The organism is Streptococcus infantis (assembly GCF_047460875.1).
Classification (GTDB): Bacteria; Bacillota; Bacilli; order Lactobacillales; family Streptococcaceae; genus Streptococcus; species Streptococcus infantis_AA.
In genome coordinates this window covers 23101-38061 of sequence record NZ_JASHFI010000005.1, presented here as the reverse complement: position 1 = coordinate 38061, position 14961 = coordinate 23101, and the positions used below count along the sequence as shown (strand labels likewise).

The window sequence follows — 14961 nt, the reverse complement described above, 5'->3', positions numbered from 1 at the left end:
TTCAAGAATTTACTTGATATTCAAATTCTCTTATCAGCTAGAGATGATAAGAATGTTTGAGAAAGTCCACTAAAATCCATCTTCTTTGGAAGTCCAATGCGTCTCAAGAAATCGTTAGAATGTTCATGACCCTGTTGGACATCCAAAGGATATAATTACAGTATAAATAACAACAAAACTTGACTTTCCAAAATATCTATATTTTCACGAAACTGTAATTCGATAACTTAAAAAGACCCTCGTATTATACAAGATGCTCTGTTAAATTTTGATATTAAATCACATCTTGATCTGTATATTGTTTCCATCCGGCATCTAATAAATCTTGTATTAAAGTTGGTTCATTCTCAATTTGATTGTTTGGAATTCCGATACAGACTAAGTGAGTTGGTCTACTTAGTGCAACATATGCGAGTTTAAGAGCTTTTTCCGTTTCCTTCTCCTCATCATTTTTATCTTCCGGTAGTTCTACATAATTCTTACTCAAATATTTTTCGAGCAATTGAAGTATAGAGTAGCTAGGTGAGGTATCCGCATACCCAGTAGTAAATTTTGAATTCAACATCAGTAAAGTTGCTTTGTGAGTTTCCCCTTTTACCGAATGGATAGTCCCCAATCTTATGTCTTTACCTGCATTATCTACCGACACATTAGTTTGAATTTGTATGTTTTTAGAAAAATTATTTTGCAACTTATTCTTAATCTCATTACATAAGGTATTTTTATTTTGAAATAATCCCTCATCATCTATGAGTTCATCAAGAAGTGCACTCAATCCATCGATTATTTTCTCATCATCTTCATTTCTCAGATTTTTAATAATTTTAAATATCTTTATTCTAAAACCATCTTCTTTCAATCTATCTTCAAAGTTATCTTCAAAATTTCTTGATAATTCTTTTAAGCATATATCCAAAAATAAGTCTAAATCACCCCTGTAATTTAGATCCTTTACAACAACACGTTGGTATCTTTCACCAAAAATATTTTCCAAATCCTTGTGCTGTGCTGAGACAATAACTTTAGACTTTGGTGAGTTCTTAAAAGTTTCATTTCCTTTTTCTAATCTATCAATCAGTGAACAATATTTATTAATTAAATCATCGCCATTATCATATACAATAAAATATGGAGGGAAGGAATTATTCTTAGAATCTGATTCCAAATCATCATACTTCTTCACACAAACATTTTTCACTATATTTACAATAGACTCGCCGAATCGCGATGTTTTTGAAATACGCTTTTCCTTAGAGTCATCGATTTCCCAAGCTAATTCCGTATCACCACCCCAAATATTATATATCGCTTGATATGGATCCCCAAATTTTTGAATGGTCACAGAAGTTTTATCAAATAACGATTGGACTAATTCAAATTGAAATTGACTAGTATCTTGCACTTCATCCAATAATAAATAAGTGAATCTTTTTGAGATTATATTTCTAAATATCTCATTATGCTGTTCAATATACCATTTAGACAGTTCTAGGCAACAATGATTTGTGACTATCCCTTGCTTAAAAAGCCAAATAATGCTATCATTAAAAGCTTTGTTATACATTTTTCGCTCAATCATTGAAGCTACCTGGTCTAAATTATCAAAATTCCATCTTATCTCCCAATTCCCAGGATTAGGATACGTCCAGTCATCTTGGTAAGAATCTGGTTTTCTGAATTCAAATTGCTTATCAAATCTCTCACGAAATATATCATCATCAAGTACTCGCATTTTTTTATCACCAAGAATTAAATGAAACGCTTTCTTAGCAAAAAATGTATTGAAAAAATCTTGAATAGTTCCAATAAAGTGAGGATTTTTTATGTCTTCAATCCCGAGTTTTCTTAAACTTGATTTTATTTCATCCACAGCAACATTAGTGTGAGTAAGTACACAAATTCCTTGTCCTGAATCCTTCAATTGTTCAAGTAATATTTTAACACGTGCAGTTAATACTGTTGTTTTTCCAGTTCCAGGTCCAGCGACAACGTCCATTGTATCGTTGTGTAAAATGACATTCTTTTGTTCCTCGGAAAAATGACATCCAGATGGTAGTAAACTTTTCTCAATTGATGCTATTAATTCATTCATCAGTCCCTCCCTCTTCTTCATTGATTTGAGAAGCATGTTTAATCGCATTCACTAGATATTGAGTGTAGTCATTGGAAAGCACTTTTGTTTTAAGTTGCTCTTTATCCTCACTGGCTAATTTCCCAATTTCAATCGCTAATTTTTGAGCAACAATTGCTTTAGAGACCTTCTTATCATTTAAAGGTTTAAAGATATCATAAGCTAGTTCGGAACTGATTATATCATCACTAGTGGTAAGCTGATTATTTATCTCATCAAACTTATTTTGATTAACAGTGCTGTAAGGGTTCTTGTATCTTGTTTCATGAATTGATTTCCAGAGTAATTTTACTAACGGACTTCTTGCTAAACTATATTCTAACGTCCATTCAGGAGCAATAAACACTTTATGATGAGAATTATAATTCTCATATTTTTGGATAATACTATTTTTCTTCATTCTTACCAGACTACTAATAGTATCTTCACTAAGCTCCTTAGATACTTTGAAACTTAATCCATCTTTATCTATATCTTCCGGAAAATCAAATTCTTTAATTAATTTATTGCATGTAGAAAATATTTTCCCAAATAGTAGTTCATCTATCTCTATATCAGAGGTCTTGTCAAAGTATGACAAAATCTGATTCAATTCTTCCCTATCACGTATAACAAATATTTGATTGACTTCACCTTTGTCATTATAATATTCAATTGGTCTAACATCTACATCAGTAACAATAGAAATAGGTAAATCAATCCTATCGTCATTTCTTCTTGAGAATAGCTTGATATACCTTTCAAATGCAGTGTTCCCAATATTTACAATAGAAATCCCGTACTCATGCAAAGGTATTCCAATCAATTCTGCTAATGCAGGTAAAAGCAAGTTTTCTGCATCCCCCTCCACAAATATCAAACCTTTAGCAAAGAACAGATTACTCTTTGTCGCATCTAAAAATCTTTCCAAAAATTCATAATCTTCACTCTCTAACATAGTTTCTGTCTCTGCCATTGAAAAAGCTTTATTGTTATGTAGTAAGATCAGATTCTTAGGATTAATAGAAGAAGCCAGATTGTTGCTATGAGTGGTTAAAATAAATTGAGTATGGGTATTTTTTTCCATATGTTTAATCAACCGAATTTGTGCCTGAGTATGTAGATGTGCCTCAATTTCTTCAATTAAAGCAATTTTAGGACCAATATAATCATCACCATCGTGCATCAAAAGCAATTCAACCGCAATATATAATAGGTTGGAATTCCCTAATCCTAAATTGACACTCTCAGTATCTAGACTAAGACGAGATAGTATGGAAGCAATATTAGACTCCGACATATTAAATGCTACCTTACTTTTTTCAACATCATTTCTATCATAAAATTTTTTCAACTGACCAATTATTGACTCAACAACATTATGGTTTTCATCGGAGAAAAAATCCTTCACTTCATCATTTGCCTTATCAAAAATATCCAAAAGTTCCCGCTTTTCACTTTCATTTATTTTGGGATGAGCAGAAAGAATATTAGTTAGTCGAGAATACCTACCTGGCCGTAATTCCTTTTGAGCATCTCTTAATGGTTTTAAATAGATAGCCTTTAGAAGTTGTCTTGCATCGCTATCTATAATAGACTCTGAATAATTATCTCCTCCATAAATTTTTCGTTCAAAATAATTGCTACCATTAGCTCCCTTCTTTTTACTAACTTTTAAACTCACTTTTAATTGAGGTGTAGTATCTTCATCGAATGAAAGCCACTCTAAAAATGTAGCAGACTCTTCATCTGAGAGATCAGCGAAATAAGCTGTTATTTTAAAATCTTCACTAAAATCTTTACCATCTTGCGTATAAAAATCAGTATCTAAGATTTTGTCGTACTCATCACTCAAAGTACCTAACAATAATTTTAAACCATCAATGATTGCTGTCTTCCCAGCATCGTTCTCACCAACTATTAAATTCATCCCCTTATGAAATGTTACAGTTAACCCTGGTAAATCATCTAGTGGCTTATACTTACGAAAGTCCCAGTACTCTACTTTTTTTAAAAACATGACCTAAGTCCTTCCAATTTATATTAAAAATGCTAATTTATTAATAAAAAAATCTTAAGTAATTTTTTAAATATACTCAAATAATAATTTAACAATTAAACTTTGTCAATTGTATCAAGTGTAATTCTTGCTGTTATAATAGACATTTATTTGCAGCAATTATGTAATGCTATTTTGTTATAATACGTTCAATTAAGGAAGATAGAATATGAAGAATTTATTGCCGTGTTATTTTTACTGTTTTCAATTGTATTACTTGCATTATGTTTTAGTGAAAACAATCAAGCATTAGATGGTGAATATTACGGGATTAATAAATATAGAAATGAACGAGCATTTACTATTTCAGGAAATATAAGAACAATTAATAGTTGTCTGTTTTCCTACTATGTATTGAAGGCTATGTCAACCCAAGAGCTTCATCATCCCAAGAAAACTCGTAATATTGTTTTACTTTACTTAACTGCGTTGCTGCGTCGGTGAACTCTTGTCCAAAACAGTCCATCAACTTTAATAGAAACCCAATTTGTAAGCTCTTCTAACTCATCTTTTAAATAGCCGAATTTATCAGCCAGTTTAATTACTGCATCAGAATATTTCTTAACCAGAACTCTACAATTTTTTCCACCACTTCGTATTCTGATAAATCATTTATAATTGAAAAAATATAATTTGAATGAAAACTCTTGTTTAAAAATTATTTTCAGAAATTAGAATAGAAAGTTTTTTAGTATCTCAAATTATAAAATTAAAATAACTAAATTACTTCTGAACTGTATATGTTCTTTTGTACTTTAAGATACTCTTTTAGATTAATAATTTTGTCGTTATGATTAGTTTTTCTTTTAGTTTCTTTATGATATACATAGTTGTTTGCTTCAGCAAACTGTTCTGTATAAGTCTTAACCAATTCAAATAATTCATCAAGAGATGTATCTAATTCTAATTTCTTTAGCAGAGATTCATTTTTATTTAAGAAATTTAAAAACTTATCAATATCTATCTCAGTCAATTCTCCTTTTTGAGCGGTGATTAAATACTGAGTTAACCTCTTTATTAAAGATTTTGATACACTATTCATCTGAATACTACGATAGCCGTAATAACCAACTCCTCCTACAGCTAAAACTCCTGCACCTATTAGTCCAACTTTTATAGCCTTATTGCCGATTAATTTATTTGCAGTATCTTTAGAAAAATCTACAGCTTTGAGATGCTTAATAATCTGTCCCTTATTATTTCTGATAACAGAACCAAATTGTTTGTATATACCTGATTCTAAGCCCTTTTGAATATCGTTGGGTATAACTAAATTAATACTATTAATAACCATAATAAAAACTCCCTTATATAAACTTCTCTTAAATTATACCATCAACAATGACTATTTGACACTAAAATAATATTTTAATTTATTAAATGTAAAATAACTTATATATTGTGTAACCAAAATATTAAATTTTGGTAAAATAACATTACATAATAAAGAAATTCAAATAATAAATTCTATTATAGTTGTTTACCCTTAGTAATTGTTTTTGATATAATGATTCTAACAAAGAAGTGAAGGGAAACATTATGGTTAATCATAAAAATAAAGAAATAAGACGTGGTACTGTAAACACCATCTTACAAGTGATTTTCGAATCTTCAATTTCAACAAAAAGTAATAATTCAGTAAAACATTATAAAAACAAAAATCAAAAAGATGGCATATTTGAGGAAAAATTGGATGAATTTAAAATACCAAATTTATACTTCCGAGGTGAAAGCGACTATTTCCCTTCACGGACACCCTCACTATATCTTGAACAAAAGCTAACAGAAAAAGGTAGTGAATATTACTATAGAATTCTACTGAGTGAATTAGGGAGAGAAGACTACCAAGAAAATACTTCTTTAGTTCGATTAATATCGGAACTTCAACACTATGGTGCCAAGACTAGAATGCTTGATATCACTAAAAATCCTTTAATAGCTTTATACTTTGCTGTCGAGAAAGATGATAATAAACCTGGCTATATTTATATATACTCCAACGGTGAAGAGAGTGAAAAGTTTGATACAGGTCATACTATTGCTATCAAATCTGCTTTAAACTTTATGCCTCAAAAAATTATAAATGAATTTCTAGATTCAGTTGATTATTTTAAAAAAAATACCCAATTTAACGTTAATTATCATAATCTTAGTATTGATGATTTAGATTCTGAGATTACTCTAAAAAAAGATTTAAAAAATGATAAGACAGTAAAATATCACTACGATCGTATAAAATCATTTATTGACTTATTAAATCAGAGGGCACGTGTAAGAGAAACTCTAAATATGCCTTTTAAAATTTATGAAGATTTAAACAAAGCTCATATAGTTATTCCTTCTAAAACAACTGATAGAATCAGGCAACAACAAGGTGCTTTCATTTATCCAAAATTTGTTAGTACGACTGATAAAAATTACGAAGAGATAAAAAATGAAATTGCCAAATCAATCGATGAACTAGCTATCACTCTTAAATCATCCAAACAACCACAAGATTCTACTGAATATTCTGTTATTAAGATTGATGCTGGATATAAAAAAATTATTCGTAAACAACTGGAATTACTTGGTATAACAGATGGTTTTGTATATCCTGATATTAATCATCAATCAGAGGCATTATTAAAAGTGTTAAACAATAGTGATTAGATAAAAAAACTTGCATTTTATAAACTTAACATACATATTTATATTTTACGCTTCTGTATTATTCTAACGAAATAACAATATATATTCCATAATCATAACCACCCGTCAAACGGGTGGTTTGTACCAGGGCTATAAGCCCAAATTACCAGCCAGCGCCTAAAGACGCTGGCTTTCACGTTGTTCAAGCCTCATTGCTCTTGACTCGTCACTTGCCTCTTAAAGAGGCGTGAGTATTACTTACTACTGTCCCTAAAGGGATCCTCATTTTCTTTCACACTTAATTTATCTAGTGCTATATCATGTTTTACTCGTTCTCAAATTTTCATACTCGTGAAGAAATCATCCACTGGATAATTTCTTTAATCTTGAATATATTTTTTAATTGTGGGGTCATTGAGTCCCACCGTAGTTACATAATAACCTTCCGTCCAGAAATGCCGATTCCCAAACTTGTACTTGAGATTTGCGTGTTTGTCAAACATCATGAGTGCACTTTTGCCTTTTAAATAACCCATGAAACTTGAAACACTTATCCTTGGTGGAATACTTACTAACATATGTACATGATCAGGCATTAAGTGTCCTTCGATAATCTCAACACCTTTATAACTACATAATCGATGGAATATTTCTCCCAAACTACTTCGATATTGATTATAAATGATTTTTCGTCTATACTTAGGGGTGAACACAATGTGATATTTACACATCCACTTTGTGTGTGATAAACTATGTGCCTTTTGTGCCATATTTTTCTCCTTTCGCTTTACAATTGGCTTGAACACCTTTATTGTATCGCGTTTGGAGTTTTTTTGTATAACCTTCGACGCGCACCCGCATAGCGGGTGGTTTATTTGTCTCGCACCTAACGGAGCGAGACGGACTGAAAGTCACATAATCTAAAGAGGTCAAGTTTTAACTTGACCTCTTTTTCCATTCACTTCATGTTTTAGATATGAAGAGCATTTACTAAATTTCGTAAGATTTAATTACAATCAACTATAATCCTACCCAAAATATTTATCTACCAATTCCTGAATCCTACCTTCTTTGGCAGCTGGAATGGTATCTTCTAAAACAAAGTTTTTTCTACTGATGTCTTGTGAGAGATTTCCAAAGATAAAATTAGTTGAAATGTTATAGATAATTTCGGACGGTGCAAATCCATAAACTTGGTTTTCTAGGATATGTTTTAAGCGGTCTCCAGGATTTGGAAAGGCTTCTTTCAAGCCATTGCTGTTATATAGTCGCTTAACAAGTTCAGCAATATAGAGACCTGACTTCATGTACAAATCAATAAATGTCTTAGATGGATCATCAAAGATACCTGGGTTTTCTTTTTCAAGATCATCCACCATTCTCTTCACCACACGTTTAGGAGTGAAAATCTGATTGGTTTTCTGTGGTGGAATATAGTCAAAGATATCTTCTTTTTGATCTTTAAAATAATCTGCCAACTCCTCTTTCTTGCGAAGAAATTCTTGAATGGCCTCATCGAATGTTGCTCGATCAAAGAGATGCCCTGCAAAATCTTGCCCACCATCTCTTAGATAACGAAATTGGTCAATCGTAATACCAGTCACTTCAAAGAAGACATGATCAGGAACAAAGGTGTCAAAATTATCAAGTGTTAGAGATTGATCACCATAGGCCATGATAAAGCTAGGAATTGTTCGTGCAAAGCCTCTAAGGTGATCACGAATCTCATCCTGAGCTGATTGTTTCAACTGTTCCACACGTTTTATCTCAACCTGTTCAATAAACTTCTCAGGCATCTTTTCCACTTCTTTTTTAAGTGTTTGTTCCAGTTTTTCTTTGTGAATGAGATTATTTTCTTCTATTCGTTTTTCAAGAACTTCTTGAATCTTATCTTTCTGTTCCTTATCATTTGTTTCCTTGAGCTGTTGTTGCAACTCTTCCTTGATATGAGCTTCAGAAATTTTACGTTCTATCTCATTTTTTCGAACTTCATTCTCAAATGTTTTGGAAATTTCTTTCTTGATTTGGTCTGTTTCCCGAGTTTTCAGATCATATCCAGCTTTCAATTCCTCTACTATCACTGAAGAAACTGTCTTGCTCAAATCGTTGACAAGCTGTTTTTGAGTTTTGTCCTCATCCTTAGTGACCAACTCTGTAACTGACTGACCGAGTCCATAGACTTTTTCTCCAAAGAGCCGCATTTGCTGATTCACCACAATTTCATGATCAACTACTGCATTGCCCTCATCATCCACCGTAACACCTGAAAAATCTAATAAATCAGAAGATGTGTGTGGTTTCCCTTCCTTTTCAACCGGTAGTTCATTTAAAATGTCTAGAACTGTTTGACTAGCTTTGAAAATGCCACTGATGTTATCAAATAGGAGGTTAGACATAAATCCACGTTTGAGGACTTCTCTGGCTTTTATCTGACGAGGTATGGTTAGAACTGCCTTGGCATCAATTTCAACCATCTTACCGGCACGGTCTTCTGCTATCACAGGGAAAAAATTTAGTAATTCTCTAATGTTTTCTTCACGAGTTGCGGAAGCTCCTCCACCTCCTGCAGTTGCAAGTGATAAGTTATTCGCAAACTCATCAAAGAGTATCAAGGTCCTTTCTGGCGCAAAGTCAAAGACATAGGCTCTTTCTTTGCGGAAGTGATTTCCTTTGCTATCGCTCCATGAGTATGGGTTTTGAGCACGGAAGGCAGCCTGCATATAAAGGGCAGGTGATTTCAAGTTTGATAACATCAATACGCCTGTCCATTCAGGGATAGTCACACCTGTCGTCAACTGACCGACGGATAGGGTAATAGTTTTGTCATTCTCTGCTATCGCTTTTCTAACCAAGTCTAAGGATTTGAGTTTGACCTTATCATCTTCCTCTGACATACGCCCGTCACCAGCAGCTAGAACAATCTCATAGTTTTCATAAATGGGGTGTTCTTCTAGCAGTGCTTTTAAGGCCTTAGCTGAGGCTACACGCTCCAACAACCAAAAAGTATGCTTGAGTTCGTTCCGAAGTTCTTTGGTTGAAAATGGATACTTTTCATTGCTTGACAGAGTATCTAACCAATTTATAACATCTTGTTCATGGACAAATTTCCCTTTATCATCTGTAGCGAAAAATTCACTCAAGTCAAAAGCATAATCGATATTTTCACCATCTAGTTGAGCACCTTTTTCTAACTCTTCGCCAATCATCTGAGACATTTGATAGGTAAAGAGATTTAACTGATGCAAGCTTTCATAAGGATTTTCCTCTTCTTGTTCAGGAGACCAGGTAGATTTGGCAGACTGTTCATCCGCATAAGACCAGTTGTAAATCTGCTCCTCTGTAAAATCTCCCTTAGCTAGTGCCTTAAATGGAGTTCCAGAAAGATGTAAAGTAAAATTCCGACGAATCTTGTTAAAGGCTTGATCTGTCTTAAAAGTATCAACTCCTTCATGAGCTTCATCGATGACCAACAAATCCCAATGTAGGTCAGTTACCCATTTGAGTTTATCGTGCTCTCCACCTAAATAAACTGAACCTTTCAAGTCTTGAAGACTGATAAAAGCAAGTTGTCGTACATCATCATCTAGAATGCCAACAAATTCTTTTCGTGACAAGGTTGGGCGATTTTTAAGGCTGTCTGACTCTGAAACAAACTTGTAAGTCGTTTGGCCTGCTATGAATTTTTCAAAATCATCATACCATGAGTTAGCTATTGCAGGTCTGTTTGTTACAATCAGGACATTGACAGCATCCATTCGACGAGCTAGGTCATAGGTAGATAAGGTTTTACCAAAGCGTGGCTTGGCATTCCAGAGGAACTTACCTCCTAGATGATTCTGGAAATAAGCTAAGGTCTTAGAAACTGCTTCTTCTTGCTCTTGTCGCAGAGTATAGTCCTGTCCTTGGCCGGGCTGATAACCTGACAAATCATGCTGAACAAACTTATCAAAAAGATTTTTAGATTTTTCAGGAGTTCCATTAAAGTAAAACCATTCCGTCTTAGGACGACGTTCCACATCATGGAAAGAAAGGAAATGGTGGAAATCATGGTCCTTAAAAGTCTTTCCCTTATCAGGTTCTTCCGTATAGGCGGCATCCCCAGTCCATAAGACATCTGTATCTATATGAGCAGTATGCGTTTGTTCTTTAATCCGTTGCGTGACATCACGCTCCGTATAACCAATCTTAATCCAGCCCTCATTGCTAGTTACCGTAGGGGTGGTGTAAGCATAGATTTTAGGATGAATCTCTTTAGAAGTTTTAATTTCTACCATCAATCCATCTCCTTCACATGTATTTTAATAAAAGCTATATGCTCTGGAGAAAGACCATATTTTTGATAGAGCTGGCGGTCAATATCAGCCACTGATTGTGTCCAATCAATGTCCGAATTGACCGTAAAGTCTTGGAGAGGGACATTTTGCCAAGTATCTTTATTATTATCCTGAGTAATCTTAAGAGTCCCTAACAATGTTCTACAAAATGTTGTTTTAATATATTTTAGACAGTTTTCAGCTTCAACTTCTAAATCAAAATTACCAAAAGAAATAAAAGATTGTGTATAACCCACGAGTGGGGTACCCACGAGTGGGGTACCCACGAGTGGGGTCGATAGGACTTCGCCAATCGCCCCACTCCCATTGGACTTAGGTAACAATACTTTATATTTATTCAAATTTCCATGTTTCTCAATATATTTTTTATTTATATATTTATACTGACGTTTATTTTTAATGAGACCTAATACCTTAATATCATCATCTGATTGTGTTATGTCTGTAAATAATGGAAGTTGTTCAAAAATTGATGTAGTTAGGCGTTTCTCTTTTCCATCACTACCAATAACAGAGCGTAACTCTGGATAATCGCTATAAACAGCATCTAAATTAAATTTATTTTGTAAATGAATAATTGGAGCAATTGGTTCAAACATTTTATGATTAATAACTAACTGTAAAATTTCATTCAATTCAGTAAAAGGTGTATATGTTTTTATTGCTCCAAAAACTCTATCATTATCATGGTAACTAATCGTCACTCCACCTTTAATATCCGTACCAGGAAAAACTTTCGAAGAATCTTGGACATAATACATGACTTTGAAATGTTCATTCAACAGCATTTTTTCATTCCATGATTTTGGTGTTTTACCAGCCTTAAATAAAAACCTAGCAGGTGTTATCAATACTGATTTTCTACTAATTTTATAAGATTCATCCATGAAATGATGATATATTGGTTTATCACTTGTTCCTTGTAATTCTTCCTGATACGGCGGATTTCCTATCACGACATCAAATTTCATTTCACTTTCCTCACTAGATAGGCGCTCAAAACCTATCATTTTATTCTTTTTCCAGTCTTTGATTTGGGTTTTAGATTCTTCTACTTCTTGGACTTCTAGCTCATCTGAAAACAAGCTTAGCTGTTGAGATTGCTCTTGTGTACCTGAGTAAGGACTGATTTTTTTCAATCCATCCATCTGAAAGACATTGTAAGAGACAATGGTCGCAATTTCTTTCTTTTGCTCTAAGGTCGCTTGATTTCCAGTCTTTGCAAGATAGTAGTCCTCAAATGTTGCTAAAAGATTTTCACGCGCCAAGAGGAGAGAGTCCCCTTGATACTCATAGCCATAGGAAGCTCGATAAGCTTCTTTTACGAGTTTATAGAAGGTGGCTTCATCTGAAACCTCACGACTAATGCGTTGCAATTTTCTATCAACAAAACCAACTCGCTCAGCTAATGGAATTTCCTCACCAGTCACTGTATCATAGCGAGTGACCATATAAGGTGCTTCACCACAGGTAATTTCTAGCCAGCGCACTTGGATATAATCTTCAAGATCTAGAGCTTCAAGTTCAGCTTCCACGTAGCCATTTTGCTTTTCAACTAACCAAGTAGGTGTAAAAACTTCGGCTCTAATCTTGGTTCGGTCTTTTTGCTCATACTTAGACTTTTCTGATCGGGGTTGAATCAAGTTTGCATAGGTTCCTGTCACCCTACTCGGAGTGATACGATCACTTGGAGCAAATCCCTTTCCTAACAATTCATAAGAATGTGTCGCCCAAACAATATTTTTCTTGGTCGTTCGATCTTTTAAAAGAATTTTTAATAAATCAGCCGACTCCAGAGCCAACTGTTCTTCACTAATATCTATTGCCATAAAGCAACCTTTCTTCTTATTATTTTTAAATTCTAAAAATATGTACTTTTCATTTATTAATCTATTATATTTTACCACAAAAACACACTGAAATACTCATCCCAGTGTGTTTATTTCTTTTTAGGATAACTTCGTCAAAAAACACCTGATAAAAGCCAATACAGCTCTACTTCAGGTCTTTTATTTTTATTGATTTATCTTTTGTTCTTTTCTTTTATTTATAGTATACTGATGTTAAAAGTATATTGTAGGAGAATTTAAATGAAAGATTTTTTTGCAGGATTTGGTGAATTAAACCTTGTTACTTATCTGATATACGTGTGCATTGGCCTCGCTCCTCTCTTTCATATCTTTATTATCGGATCAGAAGTGAGTCCTGGAAAATTTGTTTTAACCATCTTGGGTATCGTTTACGTTATCGTTTTAACGATTGCTAAAATTTATAGGAAATTTTTCTGGAAATCATCGTAAAGAAACATAAAAATCCCATCAGAATATTTGAACCACACCTACTTTAGTCTAATCCTAACAGTTCTTAGATTATAAGAAAAAACACTTGATTGGAAAGCATATAGCCCACATCAAGTGTTTTTTTACTTTATACTACTGTTCTTTTGATTTTCTATTGCTTACTACTAATCCAAATCCAGCCATCAATAACCCAAGTCCCATAAGACTTTGATTTCTAGTATCATTGCTTCCTGTTTCAGGAAGTTTAGCTGGTGCTGGTTTGTAAGCAGTAGGTTCTGGTTTAGGAGTTACTTTCTGCTCCAAAACTGGCACTGTTGTACGACGTTCCAAGTAGAATTGGTAGCTGTCTTTTGTTACCTTGTACTGACGTCCCTCACTGACTGTTTCCACAATCCATGAAGCTGCATCCTTAGTTAAAGAGTCAGCCAAGTTACGATCAATAGTCATTAATCGACCTTCAGATACAAAATCTTTATAGTTTCGTTGATTATACAAGGTTGTCGCTACGATTCTATCAATACCAGCTTTTTTCAGAGTTGTTAATGTCTCAGCGATAGATGGAATTGACGGATCTTCTTTCATCCTAGCATCTGTTAACAACACCACAAACTTTTTATTTTTTGGTGACTTAGACCAGTCGTAAGTAGAAACAATCTTTGTGAGAGCAGGAGTTGCTGTTTCAGGAGAATCTCCCCCATGTGCAATCTTAATTTTTTCTAAGGCTTTTTCAAGTTCAACTGGATCTGTTGTAAAATAAGTCTCACCAAATTTCGTTAGAATTGTATCTTCGTCAGTTTTTCCTAATCGACGTCCGTATACTTCATCACTATATGTAGCTAATCCAAAACGTGCCGCTACTCCATCTTTGGCAAGATTTCTTGCAAACTCATTGACATTTTTACGAACAGTATTAATAGTTCCTCCCATAGATCCTGAACGGTCAACCACGAAAACAATATCAGCTGCTCCTGCTTTTTTAACAGTTGGTGGTGTTTTAGTTATTTCCACAGTTGTTGTCTTGTCTACTCGTTCGTACTGAGTATAAGAATTTCCATCTTTATCCTTAGCAGCTACAGTATTCTCTTTTGTCGTAGTTACAGGTTCTGGAATTTTTTCCACTTTTTCTGGAGCAATTTCAGTTTTAGTTACCTCAGCTACAGAGGTTTCAATATGGACTTTCTGATTGCCTTCTTGACTTTCTTTGACATCAATAGGTGATCGTTTGGTAGAAACCTCGATTAAATCTCCTGGTTTTGCTTCTGATTCTTTTACAACAGGTTTCTCACTTTCTGCTGCAATTTCTTCAGTTGCAACTTCAATAGGTGATTTTACTGTTTCACTTGTCTTGACACTTTCACTCGAAACAGGTTTACTTGTTTCATCTGCAGAAACTTGTCCAAGCTGAGCAAAGGCAAAAAGAATCGCTACAGAAGCCAATCCAACTTTCATTTTACGAAATGAAAAACGTTGTTGTTTCAATAATCCTTTATCCATAAGAACCTCTTTTCTTTTTCAGATTTAGACATT

Annotated in this window: 8 protein-coding genes and 1 pseudogene; 2 read left to right on the top strand and 7 right to left on the bottom strand. The window is 33.6% G+C overall.

Annotation, left to right across the window (positions count from 1 at the left end; translation table 11 throughout):
* Positions 1 to 274 precede the first annotated feature (274 nt).
* The 3 genes from QM887_RS04800 to QM887_RS04790 form a co-directional block, all read right to left on the bottom strand.
* Positions 275 to 2092, bottom strand: a complete 1818-nt coding sequence (locus QM887_RS04800) for a UvrD-helicase domain-containing protein (RefSeq protein WP_414270760.1) — start codon at positions 2090 to 2092, stop codon at positions 275 to 277.
* Complete coding sequence (locus tag QM887_RS04795) at positions 2085 to 4130, bottom strand: ATP-dependent nuclease (protein ID WP_414270759.1); 2046 nt, start codon at positions 4128 to 4130, stop codon at positions 2085 to 2087. Before QM887_RS04795 ends, QM887_RS04800 begins: the two co-directional genes overlap by 8 nt.
* A gap of 757 nt (positions 4131 to 4887) precedes the next feature.
* Positions 4888 to 5463, bottom strand: a complete 576-nt coding sequence (locus tag QM887_RS04790; RefSeq protein WP_414270758.1) for a hypothetical protein — start codon at positions 5461 to 5463, stop codon at positions 4888 to 4890.
* Positions 5464 to 5708: 245 nt separating this feature from the next.
* On the opposite strand from QM887_RS04790, the gene QM887_RS04785 reads away from it, so the two are divergent.
* Positions 5709 to 6821, top strand: coding sequence for an FRG domain-containing protein (locus QM887_RS04785; protein WP_414270757.1), 1113 nt, complete (start codon positions 5709 to 5711; stop codon positions 6819 to 6821).
* 362 nt (positions 6822 to 7183) lie between these two features.
* Here the strand turns inward: QM887_RS04785 and tnpA are convergent.
* The 3 genes and pseudogenes from tnpA to QM887_RS04770 form a co-directional block, all read right to left on the bottom strand.
* Positions 7184 to 7570: pseudogene (gene tnpA, locus QM887_RS04780) on the bottom strand (IS200/IS605 family transposase); the annotation flags it as partial.
* Positions 7571 to 7828: 258 nt separating this feature from the next.
* A complete protein-coding gene (locus tag QM887_RS04775) occupies positions 7829 to 11077 on the bottom strand; it encodes a DEAD/DEAH box helicase family protein (protein WP_414270756.1) in 3249 nt (1082 codons plus the stop codon).
* Positions 11074 to 12963, bottom strand: a complete 1890-nt coding sequence (locus QM887_RS04770; protein ID WP_414270755.1) for an Eco57I restriction-modification methylase domain-containing protein — start codon at positions 12961 to 12963, stop codon at positions 11074 to 11076. The genes QM887_RS04775 and QM887_RS04770 overlap by 4 nt, the downstream gene beginning before the upstream one ends.
* A 261-nt stretch (positions 12964 to 13224) precedes the next feature.
* Here QM887_RS04770 and QM887_RS04765 point away from each other — a divergent pair, with 261 nt between their 5' ends.
* A complete protein-coding gene (locus QM887_RS04765; RefSeq protein WP_006148878.1) occupies positions 13225 to 13434 on the top strand; it encodes a hypothetical protein in 210 nt (69 codons plus the stop codon).
* A 132-nt stretch (positions 13435 to 13566) separates the two neighbouring features.
* Here the strand turns inward: QM887_RS04765 and QM887_RS04760 are convergent, their stop codons facing one another.
* A complete protein-coding gene (locus QM887_RS04760) occupies positions 13567 to 14928 on the bottom strand; it encodes a VWA domain-containing protein (protein WP_414270753.1) in 1362 nt (453 codons plus the stop codon).
* Positions 14929 to 14961 lie beyond the last annotated feature (33 nt).

Bases quoted from the DNA above. Each gene is read 5' to 3' on its own strand.
- QM887_RS04800 (WP_414270760.1), bottom strand. From the start codon at position 2,092: ATGAATGAATTAATAGCATCAATTGAGAAAAGTTTACTACCATCTGGA.
- QM887_RS04795 (WP_414270759.1), bottom strand. From the start codon at position 4,130: ATGTTTTTAAAAAAAGTAGAGTACTGGGACTTTCGTAAGTATAAGCCA.
- QM887_RS04790 (WP_414270758.1), bottom strand. From the start codon at position 5,463: ATGGTTATTAATAGTATTAATTTAGTTATACCCAACGATATTCAAAAG.
- QM887_RS04785 (WP_414270757.1), top strand. From the start codon at position 5,709: ATGGTTAATCATAAAAATAAAGAAATAAGACGTGGTACTGTAAACACC.
- QM887_RS04770 (WP_414270755.1), bottom strand. From the start codon at position 12,963: ATGGCAATAGATATTAGTGAAGAACAGTTGGCTCTGGAGTCGGCTGAT.
- QM887_RS04765 (WP_006148878.1), top strand. From the start codon at position 13,225: ATGAAAGATTTTTTTGCAGGATTTGGTGAATTAAACCTTGTTACTTAT.
- QM887_RS04760 (WP_414270753.1), bottom strand. From the start codon at position 14,928: ATGGATAAAGGATTATTGAAACAACAACGTTTTTCATTTCGTAAAATG.